The sequence below is a fragment of the Klebsiella sp. KTE92 genome (assembly GCF_000398905.1).
GTDB lineage: Bacteria > Pseudomonadota > Gammaproteobacteria > Enterobacterales > Enterobacteriaceae > Klebsiella > Klebsiella variicola.
Window position 1 is genome coordinate 4,661,463 of record NZ_KB976100.1, and the last position, 22,947, is coordinate 4,684,409.

Annotated in this window: 26 protein-coding genes and 1 other RNA gene; 18 read left to right on the top strand and 9 right to left on the bottom strand. The window is 56.1% G+C overall.

The annotated features are described in order from the left end of the window. Positions 1-87: 87 nt before the first annotated feature. The gene (rlmG, locus tag A1WC_RS03770) at positions 88-1,218 is read right to left on the bottom strand and encodes a 23S rRNA (guanine(1835)-N(2))-methyltransferase RlmG (RefSeq protein WP_016161860.1); all 1,131 of its coding nucleotides are present in this window, start codon (positions 1,216-1,218) and stop codon (positions 88-90) included. Between the two features lie 70 nt (positions 1,219-1,288). On the opposite strand from rlmG, the gene A1WC_RS03765 reads away from it, so the two are divergent. The 4 genes from A1WC_RS03765 to sstT all read left to right on the top strand — a co-directional run bounded on the left by A1WC_RS03765 (position 1,289) and on the right by sstT (position 5,574). Beyond that, entirely contained in the window at positions 1,289-1,789 is a 501-nt protein-coding gene (locus A1WC_RS03765) for a M48 family metallopeptidase (protein ID WP_016161861.1), read from the top strand. Positions 1,790-1,862: 73 nt separating this feature from the next. After that, positions 1,863-2,852, top strand: a complete 990-nt coding sequence (locus A1WC_RS03760) for a Gfo/Idh/MocA family protein (RefSeq protein ID WP_016161862.1) — start codon at positions 1,863-1,865, stop codon at positions 2,850-2,852. A gap of 271 nt (positions 2,853-3,123) precedes the next feature. Next, the gene (locus A1WC_RS03755) at positions 3,124-4,095 is read left to right on the top strand and encodes a TerC family protein (protein ID WP_008806577.1); all 972 of its coding nucleotides are present in this window, start codon (positions 3,124-3,126) and stop codon (positions 4,093-4,095) included. A 231-nt stretch (positions 4,096-4,326) separates the two neighbouring features. Further along, positions 4,327-5,574 (top strand): serine/threonine transporter SstT, encoded by a 1,248-nt coding sequence (sstT, locus tag A1WC_RS03750; RefSeq protein ID WP_008806578.1) that lies wholly within the window; start codon positions 4,327-4,329, stop codon positions 5,572-5,574. A gap of 15 nt (positions 5,575-5,589) precedes the next feature. Here the strand turns inward: sstT and A1WC_RS03745 are convergent, their stop codons facing one another. From A1WC_RS03745 to uxaC, 3 genes are all read right to left on the bottom strand, one after another. Further along, entirely contained in the window at positions 5,590-6,144 is a 555-nt protein-coding gene (locus A1WC_RS03745; protein WP_008806579.1) for a YgjV family protein, read from the bottom strand. Positions 6,145-6,273: 129 nt separating this feature from the next. After that, positions 6,274-7,761 (bottom strand): UxaA family hydrolase, encoded by a 1,488-nt coding sequence (locus tag A1WC_RS03740; RefSeq protein ID WP_016161863.1) that lies wholly within the window; start codon positions 7,759-7,761, stop codon positions 6,274-6,276. A gap of 18 nt (positions 7,762-7,779) precedes the next feature. Beyond that, a complete protein-coding gene (uxaC, locus tag A1WC_RS03735) occupies positions 7,780-9,192 on the bottom strand; it encodes a glucuronate isomerase (protein WP_012967190.1) in 1,413 nt (470 codons plus the stop codon). Between the two features lie 482 nt (positions 9,193-9,674). On the opposite strand from uxaC, the gene A1WC_RS03730 reads away from it, so the two are divergent. The 11 genes from A1WC_RS03730 to A1WC_RS03680 all read left to right on the top strand — a co-directional run bounded on the left by A1WC_RS03730 (position 9,675) and on the right by A1WC_RS03680 (position 17,139). Beyond that, on the top strand, positions 9,675-10,976 hold the full coding sequence (locus A1WC_RS03730) for an MFS transporter (RefSeq protein ID WP_008806582.1): 1,302 nt from the start codon (positions 9,675-9,677) through the stop codon (positions 10,974-10,976). Positions 10,977-11,103: 127 nt separating this feature from the next. Next, positions 11,104-11,880: a transcriptional regulator ExuR gene (gene exuR / locus A1WC_RS03725; RefSeq protein ID WP_012967188.1), complete on the top strand. Its 777-nt coding sequence runs from the start codon at positions 11,104-11,106 to the stop codon at positions 11,878-11,880. Between the two features lie 341 nt (positions 11,881-12,221). Next, complete coding sequence (yqjA, locus tag A1WC_RS03720; protein ID WP_004206121.1) at positions 12,222-12,884, top strand: DedA family general envelope maintenance protein YqjA; 663 nt, start codon at positions 12,222-12,224, stop codon at positions 12,882-12,884. 8 nt (positions 12,885-12,892) lie between these two features. Next, a complete protein-coding gene (gene mzrA / locus A1WC_RS03715) occupies positions 12,893-13,270 on the top strand; it encodes an EnvZ/OmpR regulon moderator MzrA (protein ID WP_162493301.1) in 378 nt (125 codons plus the stop codon). A 149-nt stretch (positions 13,271-13,419) separates the two neighbouring features. Beyond that, complete coding sequence (locus tag A1WC_RS03710; RefSeq protein ID WP_008806585.1) at positions 13,420-13,788, top strand: DUF1090 domain-containing protein; 369 nt, start codon at positions 13,420-13,422, stop codon at positions 13,786-13,788. A 45-nt stretch (positions 13,789-13,833) separates the two neighbouring features. Beyond that, the gene (locus tag A1WC_RS03705; protein ID WP_008806586.1) at positions 13,834-14,139 is read left to right on the top strand and encodes a DUF883 family protein; all 306 of its coding nucleotides are present in this window, start codon (positions 13,834-13,836) and stop codon (positions 14,137-14,139) included. Positions 14,140-14,141: 2 nt separating this feature from the next. Further along, positions 14,142-14,540: a phage holin family protein gene (locus A1WC_RS03700; protein ID WP_012540496.1), complete on the top strand. Its 399-nt coding sequence runs from the start codon at positions 14,142-14,144 to the stop codon at positions 14,538-14,540. After that, the gene (locus A1WC_RS03695) at positions 14,537-14,833 is read left to right on the top strand and encodes a YqjK-like family protein (protein ID WP_008806588.1); all 297 of its coding nucleotides are present in this window, start codon (positions 14,537-14,539) and stop codon (positions 14,831-14,833) included. The genes A1WC_RS03700 and A1WC_RS03695 overlap by 4 nt, the downstream gene beginning before the upstream one ends. Positions 14,834-15,189: 356 nt before the next feature. Next, positions 15,190-15,582, top strand: a complete 393-nt coding sequence (locus A1WC_RS03690; RefSeq protein ID WP_002917920.1) for a DoxX family protein — start codon at positions 15,190-15,192, stop codon at positions 15,580-15,582. Positions 15,583-15,657: 75 nt separating this feature from the next. After that, positions 15,658-16,644, top strand: coding sequence for a glutathione S-transferase family protein (locus A1WC_RS03685; RefSeq protein WP_016161864.1), 987 nt, complete (start codon positions 15,658-15,660; stop codon positions 16,642-16,644). 126 nt (positions 16,645-16,770) lie between these two features. Next, complete coding sequence (locus A1WC_RS03680; RefSeq protein ID WP_008806590.1) at positions 16,771-17,139, top strand: DUF805 domain-containing protein; 369 nt, start codon at positions 16,771-16,773, stop codon at positions 17,137-17,139. A gap of 41 nt (positions 17,140-17,180) precedes the next feature. Here A1WC_RS03680 and A1WC_RS03675 read toward each other — a convergent pair whose 3' ends face one another. After that, positions 17,181-18,077, bottom strand: coding sequence for a LysR family transcriptional regulator (locus A1WC_RS03675; protein ID WP_016161865.1), 897 nt, complete (start codon positions 18,075-18,077; stop codon positions 17,181-17,183). A gap of 104 nt (positions 18,078-18,181) precedes the next feature. Here A1WC_RS03675 and A1WC_RS03670 point away from each other — a divergent pair, with 104 nt between their 5' ends. Next, positions 18,182-18,883 carry a pirin family protein gene (locus A1WC_RS03670; protein ID WP_008806591.1) on the top strand — a complete coding sequence of 234 codons (702 nt, stop codon included), beginning with the start codon at positions 18,182-18,184 and terminating at the stop codon, positions 18,881-18,883. A 24-nt stretch (positions 18,884-18,907) separates the two neighbouring features. After that, positions 18,908-19,075 (top strand): hypothetical protein, encoded by a 168-nt coding sequence (locus A1WC_RS28095; RefSeq protein WP_008806592.1) that lies wholly within the window; start codon positions 18,908-18,910, stop codon positions 19,073-19,075. A gap of 73 nt (positions 19,076-19,148) precedes the next feature. On the opposite strand, the gene A1WC_RS03665 is transcribed toward A1WC_RS28095, so the two are convergent. Next, entirely contained in the window at positions 19,149-19,559 is a 411-nt protein-coding gene (locus A1WC_RS03665) for a Spy/CpxP family protein refolding chaperone (protein WP_008806593.1), read from the bottom strand. Between the two features lie 311 nt (positions 19,560-19,870). Between A1WC_RS03665 and A1WC_RS03660 the strand changes: the two genes are divergently transcribed. Then, a complete protein-coding gene (locus tag A1WC_RS03660; RefSeq protein WP_016161866.1) occupies positions 19,871-20,335 on the top strand; it encodes an OB-fold putative lipoprotein in 465 nt (154 codons plus the stop codon). A 75-nt stretch (positions 20,336-20,410) separates the two neighbouring features. Here A1WC_RS03660 and rnpB read toward each other — a convergent pair. From rnpB to garR, 3 genes are all read right to left on the bottom strand, one after another. Then, an RNA gene (rnpB, locus tag A1WC_RS25510) (RNase P RNA component class A) lies at positions 20,411-20,793 on the bottom strand. 32 nt (positions 20,794-20,825) lie between these two features. Beyond that, entirely contained in the window at positions 20,826-21,971 is a 1,146-nt protein-coding gene (garK, locus tag A1WC_RS03655; RefSeq protein ID WP_012967185.1) for a glycerate 2-kinase, read from the bottom strand. 64 nt (positions 21,972-22,035) lie between these two features. Next, positions 22,036-22,926, bottom strand: a complete 891-nt coding sequence (garR, locus tag A1WC_RS03650) for a 2-hydroxy-3-oxopropionate reductase (protein WP_012967184.1) — start codon at positions 22,924-22,926, stop codon at positions 22,036-22,038. Positions 22,927-22,947: the final 21 nt, after the last annotated feature.

Sequence of the window (22,947 nt, forward strand, 5' to 3'; positions counted from 1 at the left end):
ATAATCCCGTACGCTAGCCCGGCTAAGGCGACAGTCGGTAGCCCGGCTAAGGCGACAGCCGCGAGCCGGGGGAAACCGCGACAAAAATCAGCGCTGCTTACGCACCTTCGTTGCTTTCAAAATGACAAACTTATTGTTCGTCGCAATCGTCGTGCAATTACCAAAAGCGCGCTTCAGCTTACGGAAGTAATCGAGGTGGCGGTTGCCGACGACGTACAGCTCGCCGCCATATTTCAGGCTGCGGCGGGCATCGTTAAACATCTGCCAGGCAATATGGTCGGTAATCGCGTGCTGCTGATGGAACGGCGGATTACACAGGATCGCCGTAAAGCGATCCGGCTCAATGCCGGAGAGCGAGTTATTGACCATAAATTCACAGCGTGCGATATCGTCCGGCAGGTTGCGCTCGACGTTCAACCGGCTGGAAGCCACCGCCATGTGCGACTCATCGGTAAACATGACCCGCGCGTTCGGGTTTTGCGCCAGCGCCTGCAGGCCAATCACCCCATTGCCGCAGCCGAGATCGGCGATCTCGCCTTCTAAATTAGACGGTAAATGCTGCAGGAAGAAACGCGCGCCGATATCCAGTCCGCTGCGGGCAAAAACGTTGGCGTGGTTATGGATGGTCCACGGCGTGCCGTCCAGCTTCCAGCTGTAGGTTTGCGGCGCATCGGCAAGCTTGGGGGCGGTGAAAACGCAGTGGATCAGACGCGCTTTTTTCCACGCCAGCGAGGTGGTGGTGGTGCCGAGGATTTTTTCAAACAGCGCCAGCGTCGAGTTGTGCACATCACGGGCTTTCGCCGCGGCGATAATGCGGGTTTCCGGCGTGACCACTTCGCGCAGGGCGCGCAGCTGCTGTTCCAGCAGCGCCAGCTGTTTTGGCACCTTAATCAGCACCAGCGCCGGCGCGGCCGGTAACGGGCTCAGGCTATCCTGAAAGCGCACGCTCTCTTCATCGATACCGTTCATCCGCAGGTTGTGGCGGGTCGCCAGCTCGGAAATAAAGGAGTCGCTGATGCTGACCGGGTTGCGCGCCGCCAGCGCGCAGGCGAGCGCGCCGAAGCCGTCGTTGAAGATGAGCGTCAGGCCGTCGACGTCATTCACCTGTTGCAGCAGATATTCATCCGCCGCTTCCCATGCCTGTAGCGCTTCTTCTTCAGCGTTAGGTGGGAACCGCTCTAATGTGAATAACTCACCGTTTAACTCTGCCTGGCTCATCGCCCCTCCGAAATGCTAAAATTCGCGCGTGTTATCGCTCAATTCTCCGGAGAAGTAAACTTTTTTCACCATGAACACGCTACCTTACCTTCAGGGCTACCCTGAATCGCTGCTGTCGCAGGTCACGGCTTTAATCGAGCAAGACCGCCTCGGCGAGGTGCTGCAAAAGCGTTATCCGCAGGGGCATGACGTTAACAGCGATAAAGCGCTGTATCAGTACACCCAGGATCTGAAGGCCCGCTTTCTGCGCGGAGCGGCGCCGATCAACAAAGTGATGTACGACAGTAAAATCCACGTGCTGAACAATGCGCTCGGCCTGCATACCGCGATTTCCCGCGTTCAGGGCGGTAAGCTGAAAGCCAAAGCGGAAATTCGCGTGGCGACGGTGTTTCGCGACGCGCCGGAGGCCTTTCTGCGGATGATCGTGGTCCATGAACTGGCGCATTTGAAAGAGAAAGATCACAACAAAGCCTTTTATCAACTGTGCTGCCATATGGAGCCACAGTACCATCAACTGGAGTTCGATACCCGCCTGTGGCTGACGCACCTTTCGTTAAATCGTTCTGCGTAGTGACGCACTGGTTTTGTCATGATGGCATGATAGAGTGACGACAGGTTCCCTTTAATGGAGTTCGTCAACGTTTATGATACGTTTCGCAGTTGTTGGCACAAACTGGATCACCAAGCAGTTTGTCGATGCCGCCCATGAAACCGGCAAATATAAACTTACCGCCATCTACTCCCGCAGCCTCGAACAGGCGCAAGCCTTCGCCAATGACTATCCGGTCGAGCATCTGTTTACCTCGCTCGATGAACTGGCACAGAGCCCTGACGTTGACGCGGTCTATATTGCCAGCCCGAACTCGCTGCACTTCCCGCAGACCCGGCTGTTCCTGAGCCACAAGAAGCACGTCATTTGCGAAAAGCCGCTGGCATCGAACCTGCAGGAAGTCGAGGCGGCGATAGCGCTGGCGAAAGAAAATAACGTTGTGCTGTTTGAAGCCTTTAAAACCGCCAGTCTGCCTAACTTTCTGCTACTCAAAGAGACGCTCGCTAAAGCGGGCAAACTGCGCAAAGCCTTCATCAACTATTGTCAGTACTCATCGCGCTATCAGCGCTACCTTGACGGCGAAAACCCCAACACCTTTAACCCGGCGTTCTCTAACGGTTCGATTATGGATATCGGCTTCTATTGCCTGGCGTCCGCTGTGGCGTTATGGGGCGAACCGCGGGCCGTTCTTGCCACCGCCAGCCTGCTGGACAGCGGCGTAGACGCCCAGGGCACCGTGGTGCTGAGCTATGGCGACTTCGACGTGACGCTGCATCACTCCAAAGTTAGCGATTCCGCGATCCCCAGTGAAATTCAGGGCGAAGACGGCGCGTTAGTGATCGAAAAAATCTCCGAATGTCAGAAGCTGGCGTTTGTGCCACGCGGCGGCAAAGCCCAGGACCTGACGCAGCCCCAGCACATTAATACTATGCTGTATGAGGCGGAGACCTTTGCGCGCCTGGTGGAGACACAGGATGTCAATCACCCGGGTCTGACCGTGAGCCGTATTACGGCAAAACTGTCGAGCGAAATTCGTCGCCAGACCGGAGTGATCTTCCCGGCCGATACGCAGCCGCTGGCGTAAAAGAGTGTAAAGGCCGGACCGGCCGCCATTGACGAAAACCGCCCTGTGACATATTTTGTTACGTGCAAAGGGGAGTAACTTCCTTGCCGGTTGATCGTCATTACGATGCGTGCAATACCGCATCCGGTCGCCGGGCAATAACCAAAGCCCATCGCGATGTACTTTGGTTGTTGTAAGTGAGACCTTGCCGGAAGGCGAGGTCTATGCATAAAAGCGCAGCGGCTGCCGTCTTCCGACGTCAGCCGTTTTGTTTTTATGTAAGGAATATCAAATGAATACTGTCGGCACGCCGTTGCTATGGGGTGGATTCGCTGTCGTCGTCGCGATCATGTTGGCAATCGACCTGCTGCTTCAGGGACGACGCGGTTCGCATAGCATGACCATGAAGCAGGCCGCGGGCTGGTCAATCCTTTGGGTCACGCTTTCTCTGCTGTTCAACGCCGCCTTCTGGTGGTATCTGGTACAAACCCAGGGCCGGGCCGTCGCTGACCCGCAGGCCTTAGCCTTCCTCACCGGTTATCTGATTGAGAAAGCGCTGGCGGTCGATAACGTCTTCGTCTGGTTGATGCTGTTCAGCTATTTCGCCGTACCGCCTGCTCTGCAGCGCCGGGTACTGGTGTATGGCGTGCTGGGCGCGATTGTTCTGCGTACCATCATGATCTTCGCCGGCAGCTGGCTGATTTCCCAGTTTGACTGGCTGCTGTACGTCTTCGGCGCCTTCCTGCTTTTTACCGGCGTGAAGATGGCGCTGGCGAAAGAAGATGACTCCGGCATCGGCGATAAACCACTGGTGCGCTGGATCCGCAGCCATCTGCGAATGACGGATAAAATCGAGAGCGAGCGCTTCTTCACCCGTAAAAACGGTGTGCTGTTCGCCACGCCGCTGCTGCTGGTGCTGATCCTGGTGGAACTGAGCGATGTGATTTTCGCCGTCGACAGTATCCCGGCGATCTTCGCGGTCACCACCGATCCGTTTATCGTCCTGACCTCAAACCTGTTCGCGATCCTCGGCCTGCGCGCCATGTACTTCCTGCTGGCGGGGGTCGCCGAGCGCTTCTCGATGCTCAAATACGGTCTGTCGGTGATCCTGGTGTTTATTGGCGTGAAGATGCTGATCGTCGACTTCTACCATATCCCGGTCGCCATCTCGCTGGGCGTAGTAGGAGGCATCCTGGCCGTCACGCTGCTGATTAACGCCTGGGTCAACAAGCAACACGACAAGCAGCGCAAACTGCCTGAGTAATCTGCACAACGCGCCGTCGGCCATCGCCGACGGCAATCTCTGCTCATGTCACAGTTATGTTACTACATAGTTAAAAAACAAGATCCAGATTAAAATCACAGCATTTTACGCTTCCCGCCCGCCATTCTTTCCGTATACTCGACTATGCAAACATCTACTTACATCCTGACATAAACGTAACAAATAATACGTGGCTGGGATGGCTTGCTACATCACTGGAAGGAATGAATTATGACCACACGCACTCCCCCATCGGGGTGGATCTCACGCCTGGCGCAAGGCAGCCTGGTGAAACAAATTTTAATCGGTCTGGTGCTTGGCGTGCTGCTGGCGCTGGTCTCTAAGCCAACGGCCATTGCCGTCGGTCTGCTGGGGACCCTGTTCGTCGGCGCGTTAAAGGCGGTGGCGCCGGTGCTGGTATTGATGCTGGTGATGGCCTCCATCGCTAACCATCAGCACGGACAAAAAACCAGTATTCGCCCCATTCTGTTTCTCTATCTGCTGGGCACCTTCAGCGCGGCGCTGACCGCGGTGTTGTTTAGTTTTGTCTTTCCGTCGACTCTGCATTTAACCACCGCCGCCGACAGCATCACGCCGCCGTCGGGGATTGTCGAAGTGCTGCGCGGCCTGCTGATGAGCATGGTATCTAACCCGATCGACGCCCTGCTGAACGCCAACTATATCGGCATTCTGGTGTGGGCGGTGGGGCTGGGCTTCGCCCTGCGTCACGGTAACGACACCACCAAAAACCTGATCAACGATGTCTCCCATGCGGTGACCTTCATCGTCAAAGTGGTGATCCGTTTTGCACCGCTGGGGATCTTCGGTCTGGTCTCTTCCACCCTGGCGACCACCGGTTTCGAGACCCTGTGGGGCTACGCCCAGCTACTGCTGGTGCTGGTCGGCTGTATGCTGCTGGTAGCGCTGGTGATTAACCCGCTGCTGGTGTTCTGGAAAATCCGCCGTAACCCCTATCCGCTGGTGCTGACCTGCCTGCGCGAAAGCGGCGTCTACGCGTTCTTCACCCGCAGCTCCGCCGCCAATATTCCGGTGAATATGGCGCTGTGTGAAAAGCTGAATCTGGATCGCGATACCTATTCGGTCTCCATTCCACTGGGGGCGACCATCAATATGGCGGGCGCGGCGATCACGATCACCGTGCTGACGCTGGCGGCGGTGCATACGCTGAATATTCCGGTGGATCTGCCGACGGCGCTGCTGCTGAGCGTGGTCGCTTCGCTGTGCGCCTGCGGCGCCTCCGGCGTGGCGGGCGGTTCGCTGCTGCTGATCCCGCTGGCCTGTAATATGTTTGGGATCCCGAACGATGTGGCGATGCAGGTGGTTGCCGTCGGCTTTATTATCGGCGTGCTGCAGGATTCCTGCGAAACGGCGCTCAACTCCTCAACCGACGCCCTGTTTACCGCCGCGGCCTGCATAGCAGAAGATGACCAGCTGGCGAAAAACGCCCTGCGCAGCTAATGCCTTTCCCCTCCGCTATCGGGCGGAGGGGCTCTCTTCCTGGACTGCGTTTTCAACCTTAAACGGATCGATACCGCGCTTTTGCATCCGGCGGAAGCGAATGATATTCAGCCCGTTGACGATCAGAAAACTGCCTTCAATCAGCGTCCCACCAATCGAACCCAACCACAGATTATGCGTGACCCAGCAGGCGGTGGAGCACCACATCACGCAGCGGACGGTCAGCCCTTTGCAACGAAACAGCGCCCAGGTGCTGGCGACGGTGCCAATGATCGGCAGCAGCTCCATGGCATGCTGCAGTTTGCCCAGGCCGAGGATCAGCGTCAGGAGGATAAAGACGGTCATCACCCACAGGCTACGGGTGCGTAAGGAAATGACCGTACGTAGCGCATTGAGCCCGGCGCTCATTCCGGCCGACCCGGCGCCCATCAGGAAAAAATGAACGCCGATAATAGCGCTATAGACCGCCAGCTGTAGCCTGAAACGGCGTTCATCGCGGTTGATAAAGGTGGTAATGCCGATAAGAAAGGCGATGACGCCGACCCCCTGGGCCAGCCAATACGCGGTCATGAAAGCTCCCTGACTGAAAAAAACAAACGGCGCTTCACTGGCTGAAACGCCGCTGTTACGAGCCCGATGGCGTTACGCTATCAGGCCGATACACGTTCTACGCCCCTGGGCGCCAATGTGAATACACCTTTACAGGGTAACACCGCTTTTAAAGATGGCCAGTTCGCGGAAGTCATTCTGTTCATTACAGGTCGGTTTACCGTTAGCGAAAGCCACAATGGCATCCACAAACTCCTCCAGCAGCTGCGGCATCGCTTTGCCATGGATCAGCTGCCCGGCATCAAAGTCGATCCAGTGCTTTTTCTTCGCCGCCAGTTCGCTGTTGGTGGCGATCTTCACCGTCGGCACAAAGCCGCCGTACGGCGTGCCGCGTCCGGTGCTAAACAACACCATATGACAGCCGGCGCCGGCCAGCGCGCTGGTGGCGACCGCGTCGTTGCCCGGCGCGCTCAGCAAATTCAGACCATGAACCTTCAGGCGCTCGCCGTAGCGCAGGACATCCACCACCTGGCTGGAACCCGCTTTCTGAGTACAGCCCAGCGACTTATCTTCCAGGGTGGTGATCCCCCCGGCTTTGTTACCCGGGGAAGGGTTTTCGTAAATAGGCTGGTCGTGTGCGATAAAGTACTGCTTAAAGTCATTGACCATGGTCACCAGCTTGTCGAAGGTCGCTTCGTCACGGCAGTGACTCATCAGCAGCTGTTCAGCACCGAACATCTCCGGCACTTCGGTCAGCACGGTGGTGCCGCCGTTGGCGATCACATAGTCTGAGAAGCGGCCCAGCATCGGGTTAGCGGTAATGCCCGACAGGCCGTCCGATCCCCCGCACTCGAGACCAAACTTCAGCTCGCTCAATTTACCCGGCTGGCGTTTATCCTGACGCATCACTTCATACAGCTGATGCAGATGCGCAACCCCCGCTTCCACTTCATCGTCCTGGTGCTGGCAAACCATAAAGTGCACACGCTGCGGGTCAAACTCGCCCAGCGTTTCGCGAAAGGCATCCACCTGGTTGTTTTCACAGCCAAGGCCAACCACCAGTACCGCCCCGGCGTTCGGGTGACGAACCATATTTTGCAGCATGGTGCGAGTGTTGATGTGGTCATCCCCAAGCTGCGAGCAGCCATAGGTGTGGCTGAAGAGATGCACCCCATCGATATCCTCAGCGCCATACGCCTCTTTCAGGAAACGGTTCTGCATTTGTCTGGCCATCGCGTTGACGCAGCCGACGGTCGGCAGGATCCACAGCTCATTGCGCACGCCGACGTCGCCGTTAGCGCGACGATAAATCTGCACTTCGCGATCCGCAGGCTGTGGCGGTTGGGCAACCCGGTCCGGTTGATAGCGATACGCGTCAAGGTCGCTGAGATTGGTGCGCGTATTGTGCGCATGAACATGCTCGCCCGGCGCGATATCCGCCAGCGCATGGCCAATCGGCAACCCGTACTTAACGACGTTTTCCCCTTTCGCGATAGCGCGCAGTGCAAACTTGTGGCCGCGAACGATATCCTGGCCGAGGGTGACCGAATCCTTATCAATCGTCACCACACTACCGGCAGCGATATCCGCCAGCGCGACCGCGACGTTATCCTGCGAATGGATTTTAATGTATTGCATATCAACCGACCTCTGGCCTTAGTTCAGTTCAATGGCGAAATAGTCACGCGCATTGTTAAAGCAAATGTTTTTCACCATCTCGCCCAGCAGCGCGATATCCGCAGGCGCTTCGCCGGCAGCCACCCAGCGGCCGATCATCTGGCACAGAATGCGGCGGAAGTATTCGTGGCGCGTGTAGGAGAGGAAGCTGCGGCTGTCGGTCAGCATCCCGACGAAGCGGCTCAGCAGGCCGAGCTGCGCCAGCTGGGTCATCTGCCGCTCCATGCCGTCTTTCTGATCGTTGAACCACCAGCCGGAGCCGAACTGCATCTTGCCTGGCATGCCTTCACCCTGGAAGTTACCGATCATGGTGCCCAGCACTTCGTTATCACGCGGGTTCAGGCAGTAGAGAATGGTTTTCGGCAGCAGGTTTTCTTCGTTCTGCTTGCTCAGCAGCTTAGACAGCTCTTCCGCCATCGGGCGATCGTTGATCGAATCGAAGCCCACATCCGGGCCTAACAGTTTGAACTGACGCAGGTTGTTGTTACGCAGCGCACCGATATGGTACTGCTGTACCCAACCGCGACGGGCATATTCTGCGCCGAGGAACACCAGCACCGCGGTTTTGAACTGCGCCACTTCGTGTTCGCTGAGGGTCTCGCCAGCCAGACGGCGCGCCAGAATGGCGTCCAGCTCGGCGTCGGTCGCTTCCGCAAACAGCACCACGTCCAGCGCGTGGTCGGAGACCTTGCAGCCGTGTGCGGCAAAGTGGTCCAGACGTTTGGTCAGAGCGCTTTGCAGGTCCGCAAAACGGCGAATATCGGTATCGGACACCTCACCCAGCTTCGCCATGTAGTCATTAAAGGTCGCCTGTTCAATGTTGAATGCTTTATCCGGGCGCCAGCTCGGCAGCACTTTGATATCAAAGGAGGTATCTTTGGCGACAACCGCATGGTGCTCGAGAGAATCAATCGGATCGTCGGTGGTACCGACCATCTTCACATTCATCTGCTTCATGATCCCGCGGGCGGAGAAGGCGTCCTGAGCCAGTAAATCATTGCACTGGTCCCAGATCTCATCGGCGGTGGATGGAGACAACAGCTTACCTGTAATACCAAAAGGGCGACGCAGCTCTAAATGGGTCCAGTGGTATAACGGGTTGCCAATAGTGTGCGGCACCGTTGCCGCCCAGGCGTCAAATTTCTCGCGATCGGACGCATCACCGGTACACAGACGCTCCGGTACGCCGTTAGTGCGCATTGCGCGCCATTTGTAGTGATCGCCTTTCAGCCAGATGTCATACAGATTTTTGAAGCGATAGTTTTCGGCAACCTGCTGCGGCGGAAGGTGGCAATGGTAGTCGAAAATCGGCTGATCTTTGGCGTAATCGTGGTACAGACGGCGAGCAAATTCGGTATCGAGTAGAAAATCTTCAGTCATAAACGGTGTCATTCGCGTGTCCTCTTCGCTCCGTAGCGGGAGCCTTTCAGATGATTGACTACAATGCTGACAAAGTTATCACACCAATTTCTACAGACCGAGCTGTTTTTCGTGAGTTAGATCAATAAACGTCGATAAAAAAACGACCGCCTCATTGGAAAACACCCCGGCAGGGCGCGCCATCTCTGGCTTTCCCGGTAAGGGCTAAAGACCACACTAACTTTCCCACTTTTGTGACAGCACTCAACTTTTAAAGTTGTATGACAAGTTATCTTTCTGCCGTCGCAACATATAAACCGACGGAATGCATTACCGGTGTTTATGGCATCGGCTTATACGGAATGGACACCGACTTTCAACATAACAACTGATGGTAAGGTTCGGGCCAGAGGGGGATCCCCCCTCCTGAACCCTCCGTTTCGCTTTCCCGACCGCGTATTGCCGTCAGGAAAGGCCGCACCTGATGCGGAAAGATAACAGACGATGAGGTTTACATGCGTAAAATTAAAGGGTTACGTTGGTACATGATTGCGCTGGTGACGCTAGGCACCGTGCTGGGCTACCTGACCCGTAACACCGTGGCGGCGGCCGCGCCGACGCTGATGGAAGAGTTACACATCTCGACTCAACAGTACTCCTATATCATTGCAGCCTATTCCGCTGCCTACACCGTCATGCAGCCTGTCGCGGGTTACGTCCTCGATATTCTCGGGACCAAAATCGGCTATGCCTTCTTTGCTATCGCCTGGGCGATATTCTGCGGCTCAACCGCGCTGGCAGGCAGCTGGGGCGGCCTGGCGCTGGCTCGCGGCGCAGTCGGCGCAGCGGAAGCCGCGATGATCCCTGCCGGGCTGAAAGCCAGTTCTGAATGGTTCCCGGCAAAAGAGCGCTCTATCGCGGTGGGCTACTTCAACGTCGGTTCCTCTATTGGCGCCATGATCGCGCCGCCGTTGGTGGTGTGGGCGATTGTCATGCACAGCTGGCAGATGGCGTTCATCATCTCCGGGGTATTGAGCTTCGCCTGGGCCATCGCCTGGCTTATCTTCTACAAACACCCGCGCGACCAGAAGAAATTATCTGACGAAGAACGCGACTACATCATTGGCGGTCAGGAGTCTCAGCATCAGACCAATAACGCGAAGAAAATGTCGCCGTGGCAGATCCTGCGCAACCGTCAGTTCTGGGGTATCGCCCTGCCGCGCTTCCTCGCCGAGCCGGCCTGGGGGACCTTTAACGCCTGGATCCCGCTGTTCATGTTTAAGGTTTACGGCTTTAACCTGAAAGAGATCGCGATGTTCGCCTGGATGCCGATGCTGTTCGCCGACCTCGGCTGCATCGTGGGCGGTTACCTGCCACCGCTGTTCCAGCGCTGGTTTGGCGTCAACCTGATCGTGTCGCGTAAAATGGTGGTCACCATGGGCGCCCTGCTGATGATTGGCCCGGGGATGATCGGCCTGTTCACCAGCCCGTACGTGGCGATTGCCCTGCTGTGCATCGGCGGGTTCGCTCACCAGGCGCTGTCCGGGGCGCTGATCACCCTCTCTTCCGACGTCTTTGGCCGTAACGAAGTCGCTACCGCCAACGGTCTGACCGGGATGGCCGCCTGGCTGGCGAGCACCATGTTCGCCCTGGTTGTCGGCGCGCTGGCAGACACCATCGGCTTCAGCCCGCTGTTTGCGGTACTGGCCGTCTTTGACCTGCTGGGCGCGCTGGTTATCTGGACGGTGCTGAAAAACAAACCGGCTGACGATGACTCGACGCCGCTTAGCAGCCGCAAACCCGCCACGCAGAGTTAGATCATGTGCTGATATGACCGCTTATCGAGCCGCCTTCTCAGGCGGCTTTTTCATGCCTGCTAGTGGTGGAAAGCGTGTAAAAGTGGTATAACAAATCGAATATTGTCGCCATCTTGCGGGAGCGAATATGGAAATCATTGAACCACGCCGTCTGTATCAGCAGCTTGCCGCTGAGCTGAAGACGCGCATCGAACAAGGTGTCTACCTTGTAGGGGATAAGCTGCCCGCCGAGCGCTTTATCGCCGATGAAAAAAACGTCAGCCGCACCGTGGTTCGTGAAGCCATTATCATGCTGGAAGTGGAAGGGTATGTCGAAGTCCGCAAAGGGTCGGGTATTCATGTCATCTCCAACCATCCCAAGTACCAGCAGGTGGCCGATGAAAGCCTTGAATTCGCCAACTATGGCCCTTTTGAACTCCTGCAGGCGCGGCAGCTAATTGAAAGCAATATTGCTGAATTCGCGGCGACTCAGGTGACCAAACAGGACATCATGAAGCTGATGGAGATTCAGGAGAAAGCGCGCAACGAGAAGTGTTTCCGCGACTCCGAGTGGGATCTCCAGTTCCACGTCCAGGTGGCGCTGGCCACGCAGAACAGTGCGCTGGCGGCGATCGTGGAAAAAATGTGGACCCAGCGCGTGCATAACCCGTACTGGAAAAAGCTGCATGAGCATATCGACCTGCGCACGGTCGATAACTGGTGCGACGATCACGATCAGATCCTGAAAGCCCTGCTGCGTAAAGATCCCAACGCCGCCAAGCTGGCGATGTGGCAGCATCTGGAAAATACCAAGCAAATGCTGTTTAACGAAACCAGCGATGACTTTGAATTTAATGCCGATCGCTACTTATTTGCCGATAATCCGGTAGTTCATCTCGATACGGCGGCCAACAGCGCGAAATAAGCGCTTATCCTGACGGCGCGCGGCCCCTGCGCGCCTGCCCCCCAGGCCGGCTGGAGTAAGTAAAACATATATAGTGTCAGCCTGTGTAAATCCTCTCGCCTCCCACCGCCGCAATCAGCAAAATCAACGAGCAACACCTTGCAATTTCTCTGACGTAAAGTCAGCTGATTTGTTACAATTAGATGCATTTTGCCGTTCTGGGGGTAAGTGTTTACTTACTTCAGTCTTATACAGGGAAGCGTTCAGAGCGCCTAAGCAGCGACCAAAATCTCATAAAAATCTTGTCGCCCAACATGCCACGCGCTCAGACGTGCCGTTAACCGATGTACCAGGAATCGTGAATGGAACTTTTAACCCAGTTATTGAATGCCTTGTGGGCTCAGGATTACGAAACGCTCGCGAATCCCTCCATGATTGGCATGCTGTATTTTGTCTTGTTTATGATTTTGTTCCTTGAGAACGGGTTACTGCCTGCCGCGTTTTTACCGGGGGATAGTCTGCTTGTACTCGTGGGCGTGCTGATAGCCAAAGGGGCGATGGGCTTTCCGGAAACCTTGCTGCTGCTTACCGCCGCCGCCAGCCTCGGCTGCTGGCTGAGCTACATTCAGGGGCGCTGGCTGGGCAATACGCGGATCGTGCAAAACTGGCTGTCGCATCTGCCCTCTCACTATCATCAACGCGCGCATCACCTGTTTCATAAGCATGGGCTCTCCGCGCTGCTGATCGGCCGCTTTATCGCCTTCGTGCGTACGCTGTTGCCGACGATTGCCGGCCTTTCAGGCCTCAATAACGCTCGCTTTCAGTTCTTTAACTGGATGAGCGGCCTGCTGTGGGTGCTCATCCTGACCTCGCTGGGCTATCTGCTGGGCAAAACCCCGGTATTCCTCAAGTATGAAGATCAGCTGATGTCCTGCCTGATGCTCCTTCCGGTCGCGCTGCTGGTCTTCGGACTGATCGGCTCGCTGGTGGTGCTGTGGAAGAAAAAATACAGAAGCCGGGGCTAATGATGGTCATTAAACGCCCCTCCCTGCGCCAGCTGAGCTGGCTGCTGGGTGGCTCTCTTGTGCTCTGCGCGCTGTTCTGGCTCTGGCTGGCAGTGCAGCAGCAGGAGGCCACGCTGGCGATCCGTCCGGTTGGCCAGGGCGTCAGCATGCCGGACGGCTTCTCCGTCTGGCATCATCTCGACGCCAACGGTATCCGCTTTAAGAGCATTACGCCGCAAAAAGATGGCCTGCTGATTAAGTTCGACTCCACCGCCCAGGGCGCGGCGGCGAAAGAGGTTCTCGGTCGCGCTCTGCCACATGGTTATATTATTGCCCTGCTGGAGGACGATAACTCGGCCACCGCCTGGTTATCCCGTCTGCGCGACGCGCCTCACCGGCTCGGGTAAACTACCGCCTTACTGCGTTTTTTACGCAGTCTGGTGGTTTCCTGCATTTGTTACTATGCTTAAACCTGCGGGAATCAACGCATTCCCGTTCACCATCGGGAACGGGTATATCCTCCGGGTATACCCTCAGACAATGGAAGGTACTATCCATGAAACACCGCATCGCTCTGCTTCTGGCCCTGACTTCACTTAGCGCCAGCGCCATAGCAGCCTCTCCCTGCCAGGAAAAAGAGCAGGATATTCAACGAGAGATCAGCTATGCCGAAAAGCATCATAATCAAAGTCGCATTGATGGGCTAAATACCGCGCTACGTCAGGTACGGGAAAACTGCAGCGACAGTAAACTCAAAGCCGATCATCAGCAAAAAATTGCCAAACAGCGGGAAGAGATCGCTGAACGTCAGCGCGATCTGCAGGAAGCCCGGAAGAAAGGCGATGCGGACAAAATCAACAAACGCCAGCATAAACTCAATGAAGCGCAACAGGAGTTAAAAACGCTGGAGTCTCGGGACTACTAATAACAGTTAACTTTCGCAACACGGACCACGCTACAGGAGAACGACATGGCTAAAGAGAATGTGACTGACGACCTTCGTGCAGAACTGAAAACGCTGGCGGATACCCTGGAGGAAGTTCTGAATTCCTCGGCGGACAAGTCGAAAGAAGAGATTGGTAAACTGCGTAGTAAAGCAGAGAGCGCGCTAAAAGAGAGTCGTGCCCGCCTGGGTGAAACCAGCGATGCGATTTTGCGTCAAACGCGCGAGACCGCCGCGCGGGCGGATGATTATGTTCGCGAAAATCCGTGGACAGGAGTCGGGATTGGTGCCGCCGTCGGGCTGGTGCTGGGTGTCCTGCTGTCGCGTCGCTGATTATGGCGAATACTCAACACACGCAGGGGCCAGGCCAGCGCGTGTTCTCCATTGGCCAGCGTATCGTCACGCTGCTGGTCGAAATGGTGGAAACACGGCTGCGCCTGGTCGTCGTGGAGCTGGAGGAGGAGAAAGCCAACCTCTTCCAGCTGCTGATCATGACCGGACTGACGCTGCTGTTTGCCGCGTTTGGCCTCATGAGTCTGCTGGTGCTGGTTATCTGGGCCGTTGACGCCCAGTACCGCCTGCACGTCATGATCGCCACCACCGTCGTTCTGCTCCTCGCCGCCGCGATCGTGGGTATCCTTACCCTACGTAAGGCGCGCCGCTCCACGCTGCTGCGCCTGACGCGTAAAGAGCTGGAGAACGACCGTGCCCTTCTGGAGGACGATAAACCGTGAATGGCCGACAGGAGCGTGAACGGCAAAAGGCGCTGCTGCTGCGCCAGATCCAGCAGCAACGACTGGAGCTTAGCGCCTGTCGTCGCCACTGGCTGGAGGCGACAGCGCCCCTCGATCGCGGCTGGCATACGCTGCTGAGTTTACGTTCGTGGCTGATGGTTGGCAGCGGTTTGATGGCCGTCTGGTCCATACGACACCCGCACTTTTTGATGCGCTGGACCAAACGCGGTCTCGGACTGTGGAGCACCTGGCGGATGGTCCGCGGGATCCTGCGCCAGTCGTCAACACACTAGCAGCCCGGAGCGCGGGCGCTTATCCCGGCGCCCCGCTCTGCCATTTCCCCGTCCGATACAATACGCCGTTCGCGGCAGCCGGGGCCTTCGCCGCAACCCGCGGTTAGCCCCCCTCAGATCTCAATTCATTCCGCTCAGCCACCCGATATCGGGACGGGTAGTTCCCCTCGTCGCCAGAAAATTTCTCCTCACCGCACTTATTGCTCAGAAACTTTGAAGAAGATCTACAGTTTTCCTTGCTAACAATTCCCTCTCCGCCTCGTTACTATCCTCTCCATCGACAGCAACACCGTGTAACCACGCGGGATTGCGCTAAAAAACAAAACTGCCGCCCTTTGGGTTTTCTGGAGTAAGAAATGAAAAAATTAGAAGATGTTGGTGTACTGGTAGCGCGTATTCTGATGCCGATTCTGTTTATCACTGCTGGATGGGGCAAAATCACTGGTTACGCCGGAACCCAGCAGTATATGGAAGCCATGGGCGTGCCGGGAGCACTGCTGCCGCTGACCATTCTCCTTGAATTCGGCGGCGGTCTGGCGATTCTGTTCGGTTTCCTGACCCGTACCACCGCGTTGTTCACCGCAGGCTTTACGCTGCTGACCGCGTTCCTGTTCCACAGCAACTTTGCGGAAGGCGTGAACTCGCTGATGTTCATGAAAAACCTGACCATTGCTGGCGGTTATCTGCTGCTGGCCATTACCGGACCGGGCGCATTCAGCATCGACCGCGTACTGAATAAAAAGTGGTAAGCGCACTATACTGAGTAAAAATCTAAAAAAAGCGAGGGGATATCTCCTCGCTTTTGCTATCTGCAGGAGGAAGTAATGGGACAATTAGTCGACGGCGTCTGGCAAGATACCTGGTATGACACCAAATCCACCGGAGGACGATTCAAGCGTTCCGTTTCGGCCTTCCGTAACTGGCTCACGGCCGATGGCGCGCCGGGGCCTGCGGGCGAAGGTGGCTTTGCCGCGGAAAAAGACCGTTATCATCTGTATGTTTCTTTAGCCTGCCCGTGGGCGCACCGCACGTTAATTCTGCGCAAGCTGAAAGGACTGGAACCCTTTATATCCGTCTCCGTAGTCAATCCGCTGATGCTGGAAAACGGCTGGACCTTCGCCGATGATTTCCCTGGTGCTACCGGCGACCAGCTCTATCATCATCAGTTCCTCTATCAGCTCTATCTGCAGGCTGACCCGCACTATACCGGTCGCGTCACGGTCCCGGTATTGTGGGACAAAAAACAGCAGACCATCGTCAGCAATGAGTCGGCAGAAATCATCCGCATGTTTAATACCGCCTTCGATGGTCTGGGCGCCAGAGCCGGGGATTACTATCCGCCGGCGCTGCGGGAAAAAATCGATGAACTGAACGGCTGGATCTACGACAACGTCAACAACGGCGTGTATAAGGCCGGCTTTGCCACCAGCCAGCAGGCTTACGACGAAGCGGTCGGGGCGGTCTTTACTTCACTGGAGCGGCTGGAGCAGATCCTCGGTCAGCATCGTTACCTGACGGGAAATCAGCTGACGGAAGCCGATATTCGCCTGTGGACCACGCTGGTACGGTTCGACCCGGTATATGTGACGCATTTTAAATGCGACAAACGGCGCATTAGCGATTATCTCAACCTGTACGGTTTTCTGCGCGACATCTACCAGATGCCCGGCATCGCGGAGACGGTGAGTATTCCGCATATCCGCCACCACTATTACCGCAGCCATAAAACCATTAATCCAACCGGCATTATCTCCATTGGACCGCAACAGGATCTCAACGAACCCCACGGCCGCGATCAGCGCTTCCGTTGATCTTTCGGGCGCCAGTGATGGCGCCCAATAATTCAGAAAACAGATATTTACCCACCATTCATTCACGTCTATTCTTATTGCGATCGCTTAAAAAACAAGTGATTGACGGTTAATTGAGGCGTAGAAATGGACTGGTATCTCAAGGCATTAAAAAACTATATAGGATTTGGCGGCCGTGCGCGGCGCAAAGAGTACTGGATGTTTATTCTGGTCAACCTCATCCTGACCGGCGTATTGAGCATCATCGATAAAATGCTGGGCTGGCAGCGGGCGGGCGGCGAAGGCATTCTGACGACCATCTATGGCGTACTGGTCTTTTTACCGTGGTGGGCGGTGCAGTTTCGGCGTCTGCACGACACCGACCGCTCAGCCTGGTGGCTGCTGCTGCTGTTGATCCCGGTCATCGGCTGGCTGGTGATCCTGATCTTTAACTGCCAGCGCGGCACCGAAGGCAACAATCGCTTCGGACCCGATCCGAAACCCTTCTCCTATTAATCTTCCCGCTCCTCCCGTTAACGGGAGGAGCGTCTTCATCACTATCTACCAGCAAAGAGCTTGGGGATCTCACGCAGACACCAGGACTTCGCCTCGCCCATGCTGTCCCGCCGCCAGGCCATGATTATGTCAATTTCATTGGTGTATTCCGGGCTGACAACCCGCAAACGTCCTTCGGCAATATCCTTCTCCACCAGCGGATAGGGCATGGTCGCCACGCCTAGCCCGGCCAACAGGGCCTGGCGCTTATCTTCAATGGTACTCACCGTTAAGCGCGGCTGTTTATCCAGCAGCTGAACGGTAAGGACGGGCCGCTCGCGTGCGGTATCCGCTACTGCGACGCCGCGGTATTTCACGCGGGTCACTTCCGAGAGCGGTTCCGGCTCGTGGTGGATCGGGTGATCCGGCGCCGCGACGTACACACTGAGCACCGAATAGAGTTTGCGCGAGTTAATCTCCGAGGAGGAACGAAAATGCATATCCGGCGCGACAACAATATCCGCCCGCCCCTGCTCCAGCCGCTCCCAGGCGCCGGCCAGCACTTCGGTGATAATCGACAACTGCGTATTAGATTTGGTCGCCAGTTTTTCAATTAGCGGAAACAGATCCGGGGTGGGCACCAGCGCTTCGGTGACGATCGTCAGGTGGGTTTCCCAACCGCGCGACAACGCTTCCGCATCGGTGGTGAGTTTATCCGCCGCTTCGAGCAGCACGCGCCCACGCTCAAGCAGCATCCGTCCCACGTTGGTGAACTTCGTGCGATGACCTGAGCGGTCAAACAGCACCACGTCCAGCTCCTCTTCCAGTTTTTGCATGGTATAGCTCAGGGCGGAAGGCACGCGTCCCAGCTCATCAGCCGCGGCAGCAAAGCTCCCACGGCGGTCGATCGCATCCATCACACGCAACGCTTCCAGCGTTAATGCTCTCTCTTTGGCCATCGCTTTCTCATTCAGGAAATTTGAACATACCGGGCAGAATATCTGGCTAACAATACAGCGTCCATACCTTTACCATTGATTTAGTGTAAAGAGAGGTCAAGAACATGATTACTACCCGAACAGCCAAACAATGCGGACAAGCAGACTTCGGCTGGCTGCAGGCCCGCTACACCTTCTCCTTTGGCCACTACTTCGACCCGAAATTACTGGGCTTCGCGTCCTTGCGCGTCCTCAACCAGGAAGTGCTGGCGCCCGGCGCTTCCTTCCAGGCCAGGACGTACCCAAAAGTCGATATCCTGAACCTGATTCTGGAAGGCGAAGCGGAGTATCGCGACAGCGACGGCAACCACGTGCAGGCCAAAGCCGGTGAAGCGCTGCTTATCGCCACCCAGCCTGGCGTGAGCTATAGCGAGCATAATCTGAGCAAAGAGCAGTCGTTAACGCGAATGCAGCTGTGGCTCGACGCTTGCCCGCAGCGGGAAAACCCGCTACAGCAGAAAACCGAAGTGGTGAGCGCACCGCTGCAGCTGCTGGCCTCGCCGGAGGGAGAGAACGGCAGTCTCCAGCTTCGCCAGCAGGCCTGGGTCTACCATATCGCACTGGAGAAAGGAGAGCAGATTAGCGTGCAGCTACATGGTCCACGGGCTTATCTACAGTCGATTCACGGCACCGTCCATGCCGTCGCGCAGGAACAACAAAAACAGGCTCTCACCTGTGGTGACGGCGCATTTATTCGTGACGAAGCTAACATTACCCTCGTCGCCGATACGCCGCTGCGCGCTTTGCTGATAGATTTACCGGTGTAACAACGGAAGGGATGGAGTCTGTCAGTGAGTAAAAAGAAAAACAGAAAAAAGGCGTCCCCGACGCCATCAGCCCCGACGCAGCCGGAAACCGCCGGCGTCGTCAGCTTTGGTTATGATGAGATGCTGAGCGAACTGGAAGCCATTGTTGTCGAAGCGGAGATTCGTCTGCGGGATGAAGAAAGTCTCGCCTGAAAAGGCAATATCAATGATTCGATTTTCGTTTATAGCCTGAAGATAATATCGGCCCCGAAAGGGGCCGATGACATTATTCGCTCAGCGCGTCGGCAAGATCTTTTTTCACCTGGGTACGCTGCTCCGGCGTCAGGACCTGATTCACATCGAAATAATACTTCACGCGGTAATAACGCACCTGCTGATCGATCTTACTGAAGGCAGCCAGCTGATCCTTGACTGCCTTTTCATCCCATTTTCCGGAATCAATCACGTTAATCAGGGCGCCATCTTTAATGTCTTGCTGCGAAATCTGTTGAACATTATTTTCCAGTTGCTGATGCAGGCTTTTAATTTTCGCAACCTGATCGCTGGTGAGTTTTAAGTGCTGGACAATAGGGTCCTGCGCCGGCGCTGGCGCCGCCTGCACGTCCGCGGCTTGCGCAGACAGAGAGAAACCGGTAGTCAGAAGGGCTGCAAACGCAATACGGGTCATTAATTTCATTGTTTTATCCTGAAGTGAAAGTGTCTGAAATAGCGGTTTATTATTTTACAGTTGGTAGTGAATAAATGTAAAAAATAATACCTAAAGATTATTCACAGCGTGCACCTGATCACAAACCATTCAATACATAAGAAATTCAAATGTTCTCACCAAATGAATTCATATGAAAAATACCACGTTTATATAAAATGACTTTAGCGCTTATCACGGAAATTAATTGACAGTAGCCACGGTTACTTTATTTAATTAGCGAGAAAGATGTCATACATAAAAGCAGGGATATCATTTTTAAAATATATAAGGAGATAGTTATGTTATTACGCACTCGCGTATTACCGCTGTTTTTTGTCATCTCGCTGTTAAGCGGCTGCGGCCTGGCTTCTAAAGCCTTTTATTCCGCGGGAGACAAATTATTTCAACCGGGAGATGACGCCGTCGCTTCGATGCAGACGTATTCAGTCGCCCAGTTCCTGCAGCCGTTTACCCTCAACCCGGCGAAGGCCAGCAGCGATTATCTGGGCAAATGGGTCAAGGTGCGCGGCGTGATTGTCGACATTCGCCGAATGAGCGGTATCGCCGGCAGCTACTATTTTACCGTGACCATGCGAGATGAGCAGAATAAAACGGATAAACGTCTGACCTTCAATTTTGGCTCACATAACAGCGCAGACGTTGAGGCGTTAAGCAATGGCAGCGTCGCCACGATCGTCGGTCAGGTTCATCAGGTACAAGATTCCACGATCCCGACGCTACAGAATCCTAAGGTGGTTAAATAACGGTAGCTGACCGATAAACCGCTTTCCGCTTTCCTAATAGTCAAAACCCCGCCGCAGCGGGGTTTTGACATAAAAAGGTGAAACTGACCGATAAGCCGGGTTCTGTCGTGGACAGTCATTCATCTAGGCCAGCAATCGCTCACTGGCTCAAGCAGCCTACCCGGGTTCAGTACGGGCCGTACCTTATGAACCCCTATTTGGCCTTGCTCCGGGTGGAGTTTACCGTGCCGCGGACTGTTACCAGCCGCGCGGTGCGCTCTTACCGCACCCTTTCACCCTTACCTGATCCCGCTTACGCGGGCCATCGGCGGTTTGCTCTCTGTTGCACTGGTCGTGGGCTGTGACACCCCCCAGGCGTTACCTGGCACCTTGCCCTATGGAGCCCGGACTTTCCTCCCCTCCGCCCGTCTCCCCCCGAAGGAGGACGACGACGAAGCGGCGACTGTCTGGTCAGCTTCGGCGCGCAGTATAGAGGGTTTACCGCCCGTTGTCATCCTTCTGTCGTCATCCCAACCTGCAGGGTGGCGGCGATATTGCGCGACGCGCGGTAAATGTTATCAAACGCCCCGCGAAATGCCTCTTCCAGCGTCGAAACTGTGGTTAACACGCTGAAAACCGCATCGATACCGTGCTGGTGAACCACGCCAACGTCGTGGGTCAGGCTGCCAGCAATACCGATCACCGGCTTACGGTATTTTTTCGCCACCCGGGCTATCCCCACCGGCACCTTACCGTGAATAGACTGGCTATCGATCCGCCCTTCTCCGGTGACCACCAGCGAGCAGTCATGGATCTGCTCTTCCAGCTTCAGCGCCTCGGTAACGATCTCAATCCCGCTACGCAGTTCCGCATTAAGAAAAGCCATCAGCGCCGCGCCCATGCCGCCGGCCGCCCCCGCCCCGGGGATCGGCTTAACGTCCACCTGCAGCGACGCCTTAATGACGTCGGCGAAGTGCGCCAGATTACGATCCAGCTCAACGATCATCGCCTCGGTCGCCCCTTTCTGCGGGCCAAAGATCCGCGACGCGCCGCGCTCGCCCACCAGCGGGTTAGTGACGTCACAGGCCACGTGGATCATCCTGTCACGTAAGCGTGGATCGATGGCGGAAAGATCGATCCGGCTCAGACGGCTCAGGCTACCGCCGCCATGGCCGATCTCCTGCCCCTCGGCGTCACAAAGGCGGGCGCCTAGCGCCTGCATCATGCCCGCTCCACCGTCGTTGGTCGCACTGCCGCCGATACCGATAATGATCCGTTTCGCGCCATGTTCCAGCGCCTGTAATATCAGCTCGCCGGTACCGCGTGAAGTGGTGATGAGAGGGTTGCGTTTTTCGGGCGGAACGAGTCCCAGGCCACTGGCCGCCGCCATCTCAATAAACGCAGTGACGCCATCGCCGGACATGCCCCAGCAGGCCTCCACTTTCTCGCCCAGCGGGCCAGTCACCCATGCGGAATGTTCCGTTCCCTGCGTCGCGGCAATCATCGCCTCCACCGTTCCCTCGCCGCCGTCGGCGACGGGCATGGAAACATACTGCGCGTCAGGGAAAATTTCCCGAAATCCTTTTTCTATCGCCTGAGCTACCTCGGTGGCAGAAAGGCTTTCTTTGTAAGAGTCTGGGGCAATGACGATTTTCATAATTTTGTAGCCTGACAGTGCCGCGCAAGGCAAGAATAACAGGGCGCGCAAGGCGCCCTTCTTGTTAGCGAGTGACTTCCACTTTCGCCAGTTTTTCGTAGTAGCACGCCAGCGCGCTATGGTCCGCGGTGCCCAGACCGTCTGCGCGCAGCGCCTGCATCATCTCCATCACCGCCGCTGTCAGCGGCAGCTGAGCGCCCACGCCGTGTGAGGTATCCAACGCATTGGCCAGATCTTTAATATGCAGGTCGATACGGAAACCCGGCTTGAAGTTACGATCCATCACCATCGGCGCTTTGGCATCCAGCACGGTACTGCCCGCCAGGCCGCCACGGATCGCCTGATAGACCAGATCCGGATTGACGCCAGCTTTGGTCGCCAGAGTCAGCGCTTCAGACATCGCTGCGATGTTCAGGGCGACAATCACCTGGTTAGCCAGTTTGGTGACGTTGCCCGCGCCGATGTCGCCGGTATGCACCACGGAGCCCGCCATCGCTTTCATCAGATCGTAGTATTTATCAAAGATCGCCTTATCGCCGCCGACCATCACCGACAGGGTGCCGTCGATGGCTTTTGGTTCGCCGCCGCTCACCGGCGCGTCCAGCATTTCAACACCTTTGGCCCTCAGCGCTTCGCTGATTTCCCGGCTCGCCAGCGGCGCGATAGAGCTCATATCAATCACCACGGTGCCCGGCTTTGCCCCTTCGATAATGCCGTTTTCTCCCAGCGCCACCTCTTTCACATGCGGAGAGTTCGGCAGCATGGTGATAATGACGTCGCATTGTTCGGCAATCGCCTTCGGCGTCGTGGCGGTCTCTGCACCCGCGGCGATCACGTCGGCAATCGCTTCCGGGTTACGGTCGGACACCACCAGCGAATAACCTGCTTTCAGCAAATTTTTGCTCATCGGTTTACCCATAATGCCAAGACCGATAAAACCCACTTTGATTGTCATAATGTTCTCTCTCTTCATCCT